The organism is Chitinophaga parva (assembly GCF_003071345.1).
Classification (GTDB): domain Bacteria; phylum Bacteroidota; class Bacteroidia; order Chitinophagales; family Chitinophagaceae; genus Chitinophaga; species Chitinophaga parva.
The window spans coordinates 637,702-650,912 of sequence record NZ_QCYK01000002.1 but is presented as its reverse complement, the minus strand read 5'-3'; the positions used below and the strand labels follow the sequence as shown (position 1 = coordinate 650,912).

The 13,211-nt window shown below is 53.3% G+C and carries 10 protein-coding genes; 2 read left to right on the top strand and 8 right to left on the bottom strand.

Annotated elements, in window-relative coordinates:
- Positions 1-2: 2 nt before the first annotated feature.
- Together DCC81_RS13135 and DCC81_RS13130 are read right to left on the bottom strand one after the other, a co-directional pair.
- Complete coding sequence (locus DCC81_RS13135; RefSeq protein WP_108687082.1) at positions 3-791, bottom strand: hypothetical protein; 789 nt, start codon at positions 789-791, stop codon at positions 3-5.
- Positions 792-901: 110 nt separating this feature from the next.
- Complete coding sequence (locus DCC81_RS13130; RefSeq protein ID WP_240612979.1) at positions 902-1,672, bottom strand: SDR family NAD(P)-dependent oxidoreductase; 771 nt, start codon at positions 1,670-1,672, stop codon at positions 902-904.
- Between the two features lie 300 nt (positions 1,673-1,972).
- Between DCC81_RS13130 and DCC81_RS13125 the strand changes: the two genes are divergently transcribed.
- Positions 1,973-4,573, top strand: coding sequence for a T9SS type A sorting domain-containing protein (locus tag DCC81_RS13125; RefSeq protein ID WP_108687081.1), 2,601 nt, complete (start codon positions 1,973-1,975; stop codon positions 4,571-4,573).
- A gap of 80 nt (positions 4,574-4,653) precedes the next feature.
- On the opposite strand, the gene DCC81_RS13120 is transcribed toward DCC81_RS13125, so the two are convergent.
- The 5 genes from DCC81_RS13120 to leuC form a co-directional block, all read right to left on the bottom strand.
- Complete coding sequence (locus tag DCC81_RS13120; protein WP_108687080.1) at positions 4,654-6,162, bottom strand: 2-isopropylmalate synthase; 1,509 nt, start codon at positions 6,160-6,162, stop codon at positions 4,654-4,656.
- Positions 6,163-6,204: 42 nt separating this feature from the next.
- Entirely contained in the window at positions 6,205-7,284 is a 1,080-nt protein-coding gene (gene leuB, locus DCC81_RS13115; RefSeq protein WP_108687079.1) for a 3-isopropylmalate dehydrogenase, read from the bottom strand.
- A gap of 82 nt (positions 7,285-7,366) precedes the next feature.
- Positions 7,367-7,966 (bottom strand): 3-isopropylmalate dehydratase small subunit, encoded by a 600-nt coding sequence (gene leuD, locus DCC81_RS13110; protein ID WP_108687078.1) that lies wholly within the window; start codon positions 7,964-7,966, stop codon positions 7,367-7,369.
- 66 nt (positions 7,967-8,032) lie between these two features.
- On the bottom strand, positions 8,033-8,779 hold the full coding sequence (locus tag DCC81_RS13105; RefSeq protein ID WP_108687077.1) for a methyltransferase domain-containing protein: 747 nt from the start codon (positions 8,777-8,779) through the stop codon (positions 8,033-8,035).
- Between the two features lie 114 nt (positions 8,780-8,893).
- Positions 8,894-10,291: a 3-isopropylmalate dehydratase large subunit gene (gene leuC / locus DCC81_RS13100; RefSeq protein WP_108687076.1), complete on the bottom strand. Its 1,398-nt coding sequence runs from the start codon at positions 10,289-10,291 to the stop codon at positions 8,894-8,896.
- 190 nt (positions 10,292-10,481) lie between these two features.
- Between leuC and DCC81_RS13095 the strand changes: the two genes are divergently transcribed.
- Complete coding sequence (locus DCC81_RS13095) at positions 10,482-12,035, top strand: hypothetical protein (protein WP_108687075.1); 1,554 nt, start codon at positions 10,482-10,484, stop codon at positions 12,033-12,035.
- Positions 12,036-12,071: 36 nt separating this feature from the next.
- Here the strand turns inward: DCC81_RS13095 and DCC81_RS13090 are convergent, their stop codons facing one another.
- Entirely contained in the window at positions 12,072-13,187 is a 1,116-nt protein-coding gene (locus tag DCC81_RS13090) for a sialidase family protein (RefSeq protein WP_108687074.1), read from the bottom strand.
- Positions 13,188-13,211 lie beyond the last annotated feature (24 nt).

The window sequence follows — 13,211 nt, the reverse complement described above, 5'->3', positions numbered from 1 at the left end:
TGCTATTTTGATTGTACAGGCTCCGTCCGGTCTGTGGCCGAAGCACCGTTGAACTTGTTGATTTGTTTGAGCCGCAATTGCCCGGCATCCACCTGGATATTATACAAAGGCACAAAGCGGCCGTCCTGCAGCACGCCGTAGGACACCTCTTCCGGCTTGTCTGTGCCCAGTACACCCGCATTGAGCGTGTGGGGCACCAGCAGGGTATCTGTTTTGGAAACTGCGCCATAGGCCACCGTCATCACCACATGGTCCGGCTGCACCTGTTTGGTCTCTATCACCAGGTCTTCCAGCACGGAGCCGCTTTGTACACGGCGGCGCAGGCTTTTCACCATTTTACGGCCAATGGAATCTGCCGCGTAGAGGCGGTCTGCATAATCGCTGATGCGCATGGGCGGCGTACCTACCTGCAGGATCTTCAGGTCTCCCTCCTTAATGCTGGCGTGGAAATAACGCGGCTGCATGTTCTTTTTCATCACCGCGATATAGCAGCTGGTAGCGGTATCCCATACAAACTTATACAGTTCCGCGGTGTCCATCGCATTGGACACCGGTACGGAAAATACTTTTTCGTTCTGCTGGCCGGCAATGTTAGCCTTGATGGTCACCAGTTGTTCTTCCTTGTCCAGGGAGCCGATATTGACCTGGACATTACCCCCGGCCGGCACCGGCAGGAAGTTGGAATCCTTATCAAAATATGTATCCGTGCTGGCGCTGGTCCTGGCAGGTTGCTGGCTGCAGGCGGCCAGGATGAACAAAAGTGGCAGGATGAGACCTAAATTGTAACGCATGTTTGCAAAATGAGATGAGGACTATCACAGGGGGTTTTTACCTGTATTACGCCAGCCAAAATACAAACAAACTGCAATTTGTCCAGCGCCCTTGCATTTTTAACGAAGCGTTAATTGTTGAGCCGGATAAAGCCCCCGTCTATCGGGTAGTCCGTACCGGTGATAAAACCAGCCTGGTCAGAGCAGAGGTAGAGGGCCAGCCAGGCCACCTCTTCTGGCTTGGCCATGCGGCCTATGGGCTGTGACTTGCTCAGCTTTTCAAACATTTCTGCCTCGCGGCCGGGATAGTTTTTGGCAATGAACCCGTCTACAAAAGGCGTGTGCACCCTCGCGGGCGATATACAGTTGCAACGGATGTTCTCTGCCAGGTAATCCCGTGCCACGGAGAGCGTCATGGTCAGCACCGCGCCCTTACTCATGGAATAAGCAAAACGGTCTGTAATGCCCACGGTAGATGCAATGCTGGCTACGTTGAGGATCACACCGCCCCCTTGCTTGCGCAGTTGGGGAATGGCGGCAAACATACAGTTGTACGTGCCTTTTACATTTACGCTGTATACCCGGTCAAAATCAAATTCTGAAGTGGTTTCCAGCTTGCCTACATGGGCAATGCCGGCACAGTTTACAAGGATGTCTATACCGCCAATGGCTTCCATGGCCTTGATCACCTCTGCCTGGTCGGCCACGTTGCAGGCATATACTTCTGCCTTGCCACCTGCTTTCTCAATGGTTTCAAGGGTGCTCATGGCAGCAGTTGCATTGAGCTCCAGGATATGCACCTGCGCACCCCGGGCGGCAAACACCGTAGCGATGGCCTGGCCTATGCCGCTGCCACCGCCGGTTACCACGGCCTTTTTCCCATTTAACTGAAACAATTCCATAACGCGAAATTTTATGTGGGCAAAATACTTAATCCGCTGGCCAGTCAGCAATTGTTTTTTGCCGAAGGCTGATGATTTTTTAACGGGCTGAAAAAATAAAAGCAAGCGGGGTTGCATTCCAGCATTATGGGTTGTATTTTACATTGCTTTTTGTTTTCAGCCCATCAATTTCAACCAATCATTATTTAATCAACCAGTATCCATTTTCAGCAAACGCTTGTTTTCAGCAAAAAGACAGCATTTCATTTTTAACCAACCAAACGAGCGAATCACCGGGGTCGTTTAGGTAAACCCATTTTTATGCATTCCTTTTTACACAAAGCTGCCTTGTGCATGGCATTGCTGTGCGCAACGGGGGAAGTGTGCGCACAAAACATCCTGCGGGATGGCGGCACGCTGACCACTGATTTTGAACCGGCCGACCCTGCCCAGGGTATTTCCAAACTGGCGGATGGCAACACTGCTACTTCGTACATAGCGCCAGCCAGCCAGCAGATCCACATCACCTATCAAAGCGACCAAGTGAGTGAAGTACTGCGCTATGCCATTACTGTGGGCACAGATTCCCTGGCCCGCAATCCAGCCGGCTGGATGCTCTTTGGTGCGCCGGATGGCAAAGCATGGACCGCACTGGACGCGGAGTTTGGCATATCCTTTACCGCGGGTGAACGCAAGGTTTTTAAGATTGCGAGCCCGGTACCTTACACATCGTACCAACTTATTATCTTCTTCAACAGCGGCAGCCCCGTTACCGAGATCGCGGAGCTGGAACTGATGGATTACTCCAATGACCTTACCCCGCCCGTGCCTACAGCCAAAGCACAGCGCCAGGATGTAGTGATCCGATGGAGCAATGCCGGCAATGAAAAAGCCAAAGGCATGGTGATAAGCCGCAGTGATGACGGCATCCACTTTGTAACGATAGACACCGCTGCCCTGCCGGCCAAACAATACACGGATGCAAACGTGCGCTCTAATGCACTGCTGCTCTACCGCCTGCGCGTACTGGATAGCAACGGGGTGTCCAAACCCTCCCCAACGGTATCCGCAAGATCCAACACCCTGGCGGATCTGCCCAGCCTGAACCGCTTTGCCGACAAGCGGGTGTATGACACCTGGAACATCCGGAATGCAGAAGGCATACAACAGGCCTTTGATGATAACATCTACACCAAGTTGTACTGCTACCGCAGCTTTGACAACCTTACCTATGTGCTGGATGGGGGCGCTACCGCAAAGCAATACGCTGTTACTTCCGGCAATGATGCGCCGGAGCGTGATCCATACGACTGGGTGCTGGAAGCTTCTGCAGACAGCAGTAACTGGACGCCGCTGGACACCCGCCACATGGAGTATTTCATAGACCGGCACCAACGCAAACTGTACCCGCTCACCAATACCAAAAGTTACAAGTACTACCGCCTGCGCATCCTTACCAGCATTGGCGGTAATGACCTGCAACTGGCGGACTTCCAGCTGATGGGCGATGGCAACGGCCAGGTGAATAAAAACAAGCCCGCAAAGCCAGGCCTGTTCCAGGTGTACGGCAACTCACCCTACCAGCTGGCCCTGTCCTGGACAGACAGTGCGATGAATGAAACGGGGTACGTGTTGCAATATTCCGCAGACAGCCTGCACTGGAACAGCGAAGTGGCGCTGGATGCCAACAGTTCCGCATACTTCCACCGCCACCTACATCCTATGACGCAATATTATTACCGCCTGCGCGCAGAAAATGCCTATGGTACTTCTGCGTGGGCCTATGCCAGCGCACGTACCGTACCGGATGCACCACCAGCCACCTGGCAGGAACACTGGTATGAGCACCGCGCCCTGCTGGACCGCGTGTATATGAACAATGACATTGCCATGTACTTTGACTACGCGGTGGACCGCCAGCAAAGCGAGTGGACGAAAGCCTTCTACACCTCCGCGTGGCAGTATGTAAAAAAGAACTACGGCTCTTTCTGCGATCCGCGCCTGTACGTGGTACTGCATAGCATGCCGCCCACCAGCATTTACAGTGGCGGGCACCCCTCCGTGGTCTTTGATTCATCGCACGACTACCGCAACGTCACAGATGTAGCGGGCAACTGGGCCGATACCGGCAACTGGAACCATGGCGCCAGCGTGCACGAGATGTGCCATATCGTGGAAGGATCTGCTGATGATGTATGGGGATCGCCTGCCTTTGGCCTCTGGGGCGACAGCAAATGGGCGGAGATCTTCGTGTATGACGTGTACAACCACATGGGCCCTGCATACGCCTACCTGAAAAACGACCTGTACACGCAGATGCAGACCCAGTACGATGATTTTCCGCGCAAGAACACGCAGTGGTTCAAGAACTGGTTCTACCCCATCTATGACCGTTCTGCAGATTCCAGCCAGGCCCTGTCCCGGTATTTCCTCCTGGTATCGCAATACTTCCCGCAGCATGACGGGGCTTACTCCAAGAGCATGAACATGGGCGAGTTTGTGCACTTCTGGAGTGGCGCTGCAGGCTATAACCTGAAGCAACAGGCAGATACCGCTTTTGGCTGGACAGACCAGCTGGAGATCCAGTTCCAGCAGGCACGCATTGACTATCCCTTCACCTACCCTGACGAAGCACCGGTGAAAACACCGCCGTCTCAAAATGGCCATGGTGGCGCAGCTCCCTGCAAGTACCTCTACCCCAATCCTGCTTCCGGCACCATCTACCTGGATGGCCCGGACCCCAGTGAAAATTACCTGGTAGATGTATATGCACTGAACGGGCAGCGCGTGCTGCAAACCCGGGCCATGGGCAACAACGTGCCGTTGAATATTGCATCCCTGCACAATGGCATTTACCTTTTTGTGGTGAATAGTAAACGCAGTGTGGCCTTTACCAGGCTGGTAGCGGTTTTCAACAAATAAGCCACCATTTTCCCAAGGCAAATAAAAAGGCCGTCTTCCTTTGCGGAGACGGCCTTTTTTACGACTATAAAGTTTGGCGTTTAGTAGATCTTGTTCAGCGCGTCCACGTAAGCGTTTACAGAAGCATTCACGATGTCGGTGCTGTAACCGAAGCCGTAGAACGACTGTCCCTTGTGCTGCACGCGCATGTTCACCTTGCTCACATCCGCACTGCCACCGTGCATGGCCTGGATACTCAATTCATCGATCTCGATGGTGTCTTTGATGATCTCCTGGATGGCGTTGATCGTGGCATTCACAGGTCCATTGCCGGCGGAGCTGGCTTCCTTCTCCTCCCCGTTCACCTTCAGCCGCACGGTGGCCATGGGGCGCAGCGGATCGCCACACACTACCTGCAGCAGGGTCACTTTGATGGCCTTATCGTCGTAGTTGTTGCTATCACCATCGCCCATCAGTTCCAGCAGGTCACTGTCGGCAATTTCTTTCTTTTTATCTGCTACTACCAGGAAGCGGTTGTACACTTCGTCCAGGTTCACTTTATCCAGCTTGTAGCCCAGGCGCTCCAGGTGGTGCTTCAGGGCATGACGGCCGCTGCGGGCGGTGAGGATAATGGAATTGGAGCTGATGCCTACATCTTCCGGGTTGAGGATCTCGTAATTTTCGCGGTGCTTGAGCACACCATCCTGGTGAATGCCGGAGCTGTGTGCAAAGGCGTTGCGGCCCACGATGGCTTTGTTGGGCTGCACAGGCATGCGCATCATATTCTCTACAGACTTGCTGATCTCGTAGATGTTCTTGCTCTGGATACCGGTGTGGTAACCCAATGCATGGTGGGTTTGCAGGATCATGGCCACTTCTTCCAGGGAAGTGTTACCCGCTCTTTCACCAATACCGTTAATGGTACATTCCGCCTGGCGGGCGCCGTTCATGATACCGGCAATAGTATTGGCGGTAGCCAGTCCCAGGTCGTTATGGCAGTGTACAGAAATAATGGCTTTATCAATGTTCTTCACATGGTCTACCAGGTATTTGATCTTGGCGCCATACTGGTCCGGCAGGCAGTAGCCATTGGTGTCCGGGATGTTTACCACGGTGGCACCGGCGGCAATCACCGCTTCGATCATGCGGGCCAGGTATTCATTGTCCGCGCGGCCGGCGTCTTCTGCGTAGAACTCGATGTCTTCCACGTATTTCTTTGCATACTTCACAGCGTCTACCGCACGCTGCAGGATCTCATCCCGGGTGCTGTTGAACTTGTACTTGATATGCATGTCAGACGCACCAATGCCGGTGTGGATGCGTTTGCGCTTAGCGTATTGCAGGGCGTCTGCGGCAGCGTCAATGTCCTTGGTGTTAGCGCGGGTAAGTGCGCAGATCACGGGCTCAGACACGGCTTTGGATATCTCCACCACGCTCTGGAAGTCGCCGGGGCTGGAGATGGGGAAGCCTGCTTCGATCACGTCTACACCGAGTGCTTCCAGTTTTTTGGCAATGACGATCTTTTCTACGGTAGTGAGCTGGCAGCCCGGCACCTGCTCACCATCGCGCAGGGTGGTATCGAAAATATATACACGATTCTTATCGCTCATAGTTGCTGTATTTATGTCGGTTGATCGGAATGGTAAGGAGGCTTAGTTCAGGTTTTCCAGCACCTTGGCACCCATCTGGTCAGTGCTCAGGTACAGGTCGTTCGGCGTATGTTTATTGGCAATGTCCATGGTCCTGTAACCCTGGCGCAGCGTGGCTTCCACGGCCTTGATCACGCGGGAGCTTTCTTCTTTCAGGCCAAAAGAAATGTCCAGCATGAGGGCAGCGGAAAGGATAGACGCCAGCGGGTTGGCAATGCCTTTACCGGCTATGTCGTGCGCGGAACCGTGAATGGGCTCATAGAAACCAATGGTATCGCCTACGGATGCAGATGCCAGCATGCCCATGGACCCTGCGATCTGGGATGCCTCATCGGTGAGGATGTCGCCAAACAGGTTGGCCGTGAGCACCACATCAAAGCGTTTGGGATCTTTGATCAGCTGCATGGCGGCGTTGTCAATGAACATGTGTTCCGTTTCCACATCGGGATATTGCCTGGCCACTTCCTGTACCACTTCGCGCCACAGGCGGGAGGCTTCCAGCACATTGGCTTTATCTACAGAGCAAAGTTTTTTGCGGCGGGTCTGCGCGGCGGCAAATGCTTTGTGGGCAATGCGCTCTACTTCATAGCGGTGATAGATCATCAGGTCAGACGCGGTGTTGCGGTCTTCGCTGCGCTTCTTTTCCCCGAAATATACGTCGCCGGTCAGCTCACGGAAGAAGAGGATATCTGCACCCCGGAGGATCTCCGGCTTGATGCTGGAAGCTTCCAGCAGTTCATCAAACAGCTTGATGGGGCGCAGGTTAGCATACAGGCCCAGTTCTTTCCTGATCTTCAGCAGGCCCTGTTCGGGTCTTACTTTCAGCGTGGGATCGTTATCGTATTTCGCGTGGCCAATGGCACCAAAGAGAATGGCATCACTGCGGCGCGCCTTTTCCAGGGTTTCATCGGGCAGGGGATTGCCGGTGGCTTCAATGGCTACGTGGCCCATCAGCGCTTCTTCGAAAGTGAAGTTGTGGCGGTAGTTGCTGGCAATGGCCGTCAATACTTTCTGTCCCCAGGTGGTTACTTCTTGTCCAATTCCGTCCCCGGGAATGACCAGGATCTTTTTGTCAACGCTCATTTAGATTGCTAGATTGTTGGATTGTCAGATTGTTAATGTAATCGTTGTACGTTGTACGCTGTACGTTGTACGCTGTACGATTTTAAAAATTAAATTCCCGGGTGGCTTCGTACGCTTCTATGTCCTTTTTCAGGCTGAGGATGTAGTCAATGTCATCATAACCGTTCATGAGGCAGGCCTTTTTGTACGGGTTGATGTCAAAGTTTTCCTGCTCACCGGTGGATACGATCTTTACAAACTGGTTTTCCAGGTCTACTTCCAGCTGTGCTTTGGGATCGGCCTCCACGGCGGCAAAGATCTTTGCCAGGAAATCATCGCTCACCTGTGCAGCCAGTACAAAGTTGTTGAGGGCATTGCCTTTGAAGATGTCTGCAAAAAAGCTGCTGATCACTACTTTAAAACCGGCATCGGCAATGGCCCAGGCGGCGTGCTCACGGGAGCTGCCGCAACCGAAGTTCTTAGCCGCTACCAGGATCTCGCCGCTGTAGACCGGGTTGTTCAGCACAAAATCCGGTTTGGGCTGGTTGTTGGCATCATAACGCCAGTCGCGGAACAGGTTTTCGCCAAAACCCTCACGGGTGGTGGCTTTCAGGAAACGGGCAGGAATGATCTGGTCCGTATCGATGTTTTCAATGTTTACCGGCACTACGCTGGAAACGAGGTGTTTGAATATTTTTTTCATGCTTTGTAATGATCTTGAATTTTTGTCTTAGGTCGCGGGGCCCGGTACATAAGACCGGAACCATTTTTACAATTTCACTGCTTCTACGCGCAGGCGGTGGTAGTCTGCGTACAGCACCCCGTCTTTGAGGAGGTGAGGTACCACCAGGTCGTTCACTTCCTGGAGGATCTTTTCTCTTTCGTCTTCCGGTACGTGGGTAAGGAAGCCGGCACCAAACATTCGCAGCCACACCGCCACGCCGTTTTGGGCGTCGCTCAGCTGGGTGGGGCGGTCAAAATATACTACGCGGTTCACCCGGAAGCCTGCATTTTCCAGCACTTTGGTATACTCGGCCACGGAGGGAAAGTACCAGTAAGGCTCGTAGGTGTAGCCATGTTTGGTGAGCACTTTTTTGAGGCCGGCCAGGATGGAGGCAATGTTATCCTTCCCTCCCATTTCCAGCACCAGGCGTCCACCGGGCTTCAGTGCGGCGTACATGCGGGCGGCAGCTTTCTTCTTCTTTTTTACCCAGTGCAGGGTAGCGTTGGAGAAGATAGCATCCACCGGCTGTTCCACCGTGAATTTGGTAATATCCGCCACTTCAAAGTGCACATTCGGATAGTGGTCCTTTGCACTGGCAATCATATTGGCCGATGCATCCAGCCCCACTACCGAAGCCCCGCTCTCCGCGATCTTCGCAGTGAGCTCACCGGTGCCGCAACCCAGGTCAATGATCTGCTCACCGGCCTTGGGCTGCAGCCACTCCAGCAGGCTTTCGCCATATTGGAAAACAAAAGCGTGCTGGTTCTTATATAAATCTGCGTTCCATGACATGTTGATAAAATTTGGCTCAGGTCCCAGGTTTTAGGTCCCAGGTACCTTTAAAACATCAAGTAATTGTTTCGCTTGCCGGTACCTAGGACTTAGGGCATAAGACCTAGGACCATTTTACAGCCACTCCCTCACATCCGTCACCTTACCCGTGATGGCGGCAGCAGCGGCGGTCAGGGGGCTGGCCAGGAAGGTGCGGGCGTTGGGGCCCTGGCGTCCTTCAAAGTTGCGGTTGGAAGTGGAGACACAGTACATGCCGGCGGGGATCTTGTCCTCGTTCATACCCAGGCAGGCGGAGCAGCCGGGCTCACGGAGGTGGAAGCCCGCGGCTTCAAAAATTTCATGGATGCCTTCAGCCTTGGCCTGGGCTTCTACCTGCTTGGAGCCGGGCACGATCCATACGGTCACGTCGTCGGCCTTTTTCTTGCCTTTTACAAATTCGGCTACCATGCGGAGGTCTTCAATGCGGCTGTTGGTGCAGCTGCCGATGAACACGTAATCCACTTTCTTGCCCAGCAGGCCGGTACCCGGCTGCAGGTCCATATATTCCAGTGATTTCCTGAAAGACGTTTTTTCTTTTTCGTCCAGGGCTTCCACGGCGGGAATGTGCTGGGTGATGCCAATGCCCATACCCGGGTTAGTACCGTAGGTGATCATGGGCTCAATGCTGGCCGCATCAAAAGTGAGCACCTTGTCAAACTGGGCGTCCGCGTCAGAGTACAGGGTTTTCCAGTAAGCCAGGGCCTTGTCCCAGTCCGCGCCTTTGGGGGCAAACTCACGGCCTTTGAGGTAGTCAAAAGTAGTATCGTCCGGGGCGATAAGGCCGCCGCGGGCGCCCATTTCAATGCTCATGTTGCAGATGGTCATGCGGGCTTCCATGGAGAGGCTGCGGATGGCTTCACCGGCAAACTCCACGAAGTAACCGGTACCACCGGCGGCAGAGATCTGGGAAATGATGTAGAGGATAATATCTTTAGACACAACGCCTTTTTTCAGCTGGCCGTTGATCTCGATTTTCATGCGCTTGGGGCGGTACTGGAGAATGCACTGGGTGGCCAGTACTTCTTCTACCTCGGAGGTACCAATGCCGAAGGCAATGGCGCCAAAAGCCCCGTGGGTACTGGTGTGGCTGTCGCCGCACACGATGGTCATACCCGGCAGGGTGATGCCCAGCTCCGGGCCTATCACATGCACAATGCCCTGGTACGGGTGCCCCAGGCCATACAGCTCTACGCCAAATTCGGCAGTGTTACTGGACAGCATTTCCACCTGGTGGCGGCTCAGGGCCTCCTTGATGGGCAGGTGCTGGTCTACGGTGGGTACGTTGTGGTCCGCCGTGGCGTGGGTCTTGGCAGTGCGGTACACCGGCAGGCCGCGCCGGCGCAGGCCATCAAAAGCCTGCGGGCTGGTTACTTCATGGATAAAGTGCGTGTTGATGTACAATACGTCCGGAAAGCCAGGCTTGCTGACCACGACGTGGGCATCCCAAATTTTGTCTACCAGTGTTTTTCCCATCTTCGGTAATTGCGTTTATAAGGTGGCTTTAGCTAAAATCGCTAAATTTGTTATCTATGAGTTCTTTAACTCAAATCTAATCACCAGCCGTAAGGGACTGCTCCCTATATTTGCTGTTTTTACGATTTTTAACCACGTTCCATTTTAGCTAACCAATTGTAAATTAAGAATTTACATCACTTAATAAACGATGTCCAACAGTCAAAACGACGCACTCTTCATATTAATAAAAACGCTAACGAAAGCCGAAAAGCGGAATTTCCAGTTGGCCTTTAACCGGGACAATGCCAAGGAAGACGTGCTTTTCATCCAGTTATTCAACGTGCTGGATAAGCTTAAGGACTATGATGAAGACGCCATTCTCCGGAAAATACCTGACATAAAAAAACAACAGCTCTCCAACGTAAAAGCCCACCTGTACAAGCATTTGCTCATGAGCCTCCGCCTGCTGTACAAGCAGAAAGATCCCCTCATTGAGCTGCGGGAACAGCTGGACTATGCCCGGGTGCTGTACAACAAGGGCCTGTACAACCAAAGCCTGAAGCTGCTGGCCCGCACCAAAACGGCCGCCAATGAGCGCGGGGAAGTGATGCTCTGCTACGAGATCATTGAATTTGAAAAACTCATTGAAGGCCGCCATATCACCCGCAGCCTGGAAAACCGCGCCGAGCAGCTTTCCGAAGAAAGCCAGGCGGTAGAGCACCAGCTGGCCAATATCAGCAAACTGTCCACCCTGGCCCTGCGCATGTATGGGCTGTACCTGAAACTGGGCCATGCCCGCGGCAGCGAGGATGCCAACGAAGTGATCACCTTTTTTGAAGAGAACAAGCCGGAAGTAAAGACCGCTGAGCTCAATTTTTACCAGAAGATCTACCTCTACCAGGCCTATTCCTGGTACTACTATATTTTGCAGGACTTCCTGCTCTTTTACCGGTACACGCAGAAATGGGTCAACCTTTTTGACGAATACCCTTCCCTGCTGCAAACCGATGTGGGCCTGTACATTAAGGCTATGCACAACCTGCTTACGGCGCATTTCTTCAACATGAATGAGCACAAATTTGTGCAGGCGCTGCACGAACTGGAATCATTCATCGAAGCCAATAACGAAACCTTCAATGAAAATACCCGTACCACCGCGTTTGTATACCTGTACACGGCAAAGCTGAACCATCACTTCCTGGAAGGCACGTTCAGCCAGGGTTTAGAGCTGATCCCTTCTCTGGAACAAGGCATCGTGGAGCACCAGTTGAAGCTGGACCAGCACCGGGTACTGGTGTTCTATTACAAGATTGCCTGCCTGTATTTCGGCAGCGGGGATAACAACAATGCCATTGTGTACCTGAATAAGATCATCAACCTGCGCATTGGCAACCTCCGGGCGGATATACAATGCTTTGCGCGCATCCTGCACCTTATTGCGCATTATGAGCTGGAAAATTACAGCCTGGTGGAATACCTCATCAAATCTGTATACCACTTTATTTCCAAGAACAAGGATTTAGGCCAGGTAATGGAAGAGATACTGAAGTTCCTGCGTAAAAATATCTATGCCAATCCGAAGGCGCTGAAGGAGGCCTTTATTGACCTCAAAGAAAGGCTGGTGCTTATTTCCAGGAATCCTTATGAACGCCGCTCTTTCCTGTACCTGGATATTATTTCCTGGCTGGAAAGCAAGATCAGTGGCCAGCCGGTGCAAACCGTGATCCAGCGCAAGTTCCTGACGAAAGAGCCGCGGATCTAAATCCACCGGCTTGGGATCTTCCTGTGCCTTCATTGCTTAATGTACGGGCACTTCCTTTACCACTACGTGTTTCACATTCTTCCGGTTATAGGTGTAGCTGATGTGTACCAGTCCATCCTGTGCCTGGATCACAGCGGGGTAGCTGTATTCATTGGTATCATTGCTTCCGTCTTCCAGCACCAGCACCTGCTGCCAGTGCACGCCATCTTTTGACACCGCCACGGCCAGCTTGCCCCGGCTATTGAACCATTCCCGGCCCTGCATGGTGGGGTTGTACACCAGCAGCTGGGTACCGCTTTTGAGCGTCACGGCATCTGTGCCGGAATTGGGATTGGGCAGCGTGGTGGGCGCCAGCTTGCCCCAGGTAAGGCCATCGTCATGGCTCCATGCCGTCATAATCTTATCCTGGTTGCTGCGGCACAGCACCTGCAGGTGATGGCCGGGATATTGTAAAATGCTGGGCTGGATCACCTTTGCGGCATTGGCCGTATCAATGGGGATGAACTGCCAGTGCCGCCCTCCATCCGTTGACCGTTCTATATGCGCCTGCCAGCGCTGCTCCGATACCTCCACGCTGGACGGCGCCAGGATAGTGCCATCCGCCAGGCGCACCGGCTTGTTCTTAACAGGCCCCAGGATGCCCACCGGCAGCGGGTTTGCGGCGCCCCATGTCTTACCATCATCTGCTGAAGTTTTGAGCATGCCCCACCACTCCCTGGGGTTTGGGCCTACTTTGTAAAACAACCACAGGATGCTATTGCCTGGTTTGAATAACACCGGGTTCCAGCAGGGATAATTGCCACTACTGCTGTCCGCCGGGGAAAGGTCGCCCCCCTTGCCTACTCCCGGGGGAAGGCTGCCCCCTGCGGAAACGCCGGTTGCCGGGAGCATGCCATCCGCTACTTTAACAGGTTGCTGCCAGGCGCCTTTTTCATGGTGGCTGGCCCAGATAGCCACACCGGCCGCGCCCTCATGCGCACCGCCAAACACCGCCAGCAGCAGGCTTCCCGGGCGGGTTTCCAACAGCGTGGAGGCATGGCATTGTGCAAAAGGAGGATCAGTAAAGACCAGTTCTTCTTTCACCTTGATAAACCTGCTTTGTCCCAAAACAGTAACAGGCAGGAGGCATAAACAGAGCAACAGTGGCTTCATGACATATATTTTCAGACGCGCTTA

Excerpts from the sequence above, each read along its gene's own strand:
- DCC81_RS13120 (WP_108687080.1), bottom strand. The coding sequence starts at position 6,162 with ATGAGCGATAAGAATCGTGTATATATTTTCGATACCACCCTGCGCGAT.
- DCC81_RS13125 (WP_108687081.1), top strand. The coding sequence starts at position 1,973 with ATGCATTCCTTTTTACACAAAGCTGCCTTGTGCATGGCATTGCTGTGC.
- leuD (WP_108687078.1), bottom strand. The coding sequence starts at position 7,966 with ATGAAAAAAATATTCAAACACCTCGTTTCCAGCGTAGTGCCGGTAAAC.
- leuC (WP_108687076.1), bottom strand. The coding sequence starts at position 10,291 with ATGGGAAAAACACTGGTAGACAAAATTTGGGATGCCCACGTCGTGGTC.
- DCC81_RS13090 (WP_108687074.1), bottom strand. The coding sequence starts at position 13,187 with ATGAAGCCACTGTTGCTCTGTTTATGCCTCCTGCCTGTTACTGTTTTG.
- DCC81_RS13095 (WP_108687075.1), top strand. The coding sequence starts at position 10,482 with ATGTCCAACAGTCAAAACGACGCACTCTTCATATTAATAAAAACGCTA.
- leuB (WP_108687079.1), bottom strand. The coding sequence starts at position 7,284 with ATGAGCGTTGACAAAAAGATCCTGGTCATTCCCGGGGACGGAATTGGA.
- DCC81_RS13135 (WP_108687082.1), bottom strand. The coding sequence starts at position 791 with ATGCGTTACAATTTAGGTCTCATCCTGCCACTTTTGTTCATCCTGGCC.
- DCC81_RS13130 (WP_240612979.1), bottom strand. The coding sequence starts at position 1,672 with ATGGAATTGTTTCAGTTAAATGGGAAAAAGGCCGTGGTAACCGGCGGT.
- DCC81_RS13105 (WP_108687077.1), bottom strand. The coding sequence starts at position 8,779 with ATGTCATGGAACGCAGATTTATATAAGAACCAGCACGCTTTTGTTTTC.